Below are 2,156 nucleotides of genomic sequence, written 5' to 3' on the forward strand. Positions count from 1 at the left end.
CAAGGACGCGCTGACCTACATGGCGCTAATGAAGGACGAACTTGGCCACCCCTGGCTGCAACCCGACCTGTTCCGCTTCGGCGCCTCCAGCCTCTTGGGCGACATCGAACGCCAGTTGGAACACCACCTCACCGGCCACTATTCAGCCGCCAACCGCCACGCGATGGGCTGACCCATGCCCGCCGTCAGAATGCCTTGCTCTGTGCCCAAATCCTCCCGCGCGGCGCGCACGCCCAAGCCGGTTGCGCGCCTGCGCGCAGAGGCGAGAAACCACCTTGCGCGGAACGCGCTCAATTTGAAAACCGCAGCAACGCGCGCCACGCCTCACATCCTGCCCCCGGCCCCGCAGCCATAGGACCAAGCCCATGACCATCAAGGAAATCTTCGACAGCATGGCTTACGGCCCCGCCCCCGAATCCTCGACCGAGGCGCTCACTTGGCTAACCAAGCACAACCACAGCTTTGGCCACTGGATTGACGGCGCCTTCACCAAACCGGGTGAGACCTTCACCACCTCGAACCCCGCCACCGGCAAGCCACTTGCGCAGATCACCCAAGGCACCGCCGACCACATCGCTTCAGCCGTCGCCGCCGCCCGCCGCGCGCAACCGAAATGGGCGCGCCTTTCCGGCCACCAGCGTGCGAAAATCCTCTACGCCCTCGCCCGTCTCGTCCAGAAACAGTCCCGCCTCCTCGCCGTCCTCGAAACCCTCGACAACGGCAAACCCATCCGCGAAAGCCGCGACATCGACATCCCCCTCGTCGCCCGCCACTTCACCTACCACGCAGGCCTCGCCCAACTGCTGCCCTCCGAACACCCCGACCTGCGCCCCCTCGGCGTCTGCGGCGCGGTGATCCCGTGGAACTTCCCGCTCCTCATGCTCGCCTGGAAGGTCGCCCCCGCTCTGGCCGCCGGCAACACCATTGTCCTCAAACCCGCCGAATTCACCCCCCTCACCGCCCTCCTCTTCGCCGAACTTAGCCGCGAGGCGGGCCTCCCCAAGGGTGTCCTCAACATCGTCACCGGCGACGGCAGCACCGGCGCCGCCCTCGTGGACGCCCCCGTCGACAAGATCGCCTTCACCGGCTCCACCTCCGTTGGCAAACGCATCCGTCAGGCCACCGCCGGCACCGGCAAGGCCCTCACCTTGGAGCTTGGCGGCAAATCCCCCTACATCGTCTTCGACGACGCCGACATCGACAGCGCCATCGAAGGCCTCGTCGACGCCATCTGGTTCAACCAGGGTCAGGTCTGCTGCGCCGGCTCCCGCCTCCTCGTTCAAGAAGGCATCGCCGACCGTTTCCACGCCAAACTCAAACGCCGGATGGATGGCCTCCGCCTCGGCGACCCGCTCGACAAGGCCATCGACGTCGGCGCCATCATCGACCCCACCCAACTGGCCAGCATCACCGCCATGGTCAGCGCCAATACCGAAGGCGAGACCTACCACGCCGCCACCCCCCTCCCCGCCGGTTGCTTTTACCCGCCCACCCTGATCACCGGCCTCTCCGCCGCCTCCACCCTGATGCAGGAGGAGATCTTCGGCCCGGTCCTCGTCTCGATGACCTTCCGCACGCCCGAAGAGGCCGTCGCCCTCGCCAACAACACCCGCTACGGCCTCGCCGCCACGGTGTGGAGCGAGAACATCAACCTCGCCCTCGATATCGCCCCCAAGCTGAAGGCCGGCATCGTCTGGGTCAACGCCACCAACCTGATGGACGCCGCCGCAGGCTTTGGCGGGGTGCGCGAAAGCGGCTTTGGCCGCGAAGGCGGCTGGGAAGGCCTGATGGCCTACCTCAAACCCGCAGCCAAACCGAAACCCCTGCCCGCCATCACCGCCGTCCCCGAACCCGCCACCCCTGAGACCGCAGGCCTCGACCGCACCGCCAAGCTTTACATCGGAGGCAAGCAGGCCCGCCCCGACGTCGGCTACAGCCAGGCCATCTGGTCCCCGTAAGGCAAGCTTCTCGGCCACGCTGGCACCGGCAACCGCAAGGACATCAGGAACGCGGTGGAGGCCGCCCACGCCGCCAAAGGCTGGGGCAAGGCCACCGGCCACAACCGCGCGCAGATCCTGTTCTACATCGCCGAAAACCTCTCGGCCCGCGCCGACGAATTCGCCAGCCGCCTGAAAGACCTCACCGGCAAATCCGGC

2 pseudogenes are annotated in these 2,156 nt (G+C 67.0%); both read left to right on the forward strand.

Annotated features, from left to right (window positions below):
• Positions 1 to 172: pseudogene (locus tag RMO18_RS15225) on the forward strand (deoxyribose-phosphate aldolase); the annotation flags it as partial.
• A 193-nt stretch (positions 173 to 365) separates the two neighbouring features.
• A pseudogene (locus tag RMO18_RS15230) lies at positions 366 to 2,156 on the forward strand (aldehyde dehydrogenase family protein); the annotation flags it as partial.

This window comes from Tabrizicola sp. (assembly GCF_031377265.1).
Lineage (GTDB): Bacteria > Pseudomonadota > Alphaproteobacteria > Rhodobacterales > Rhodobacteraceae > JAUYQR01.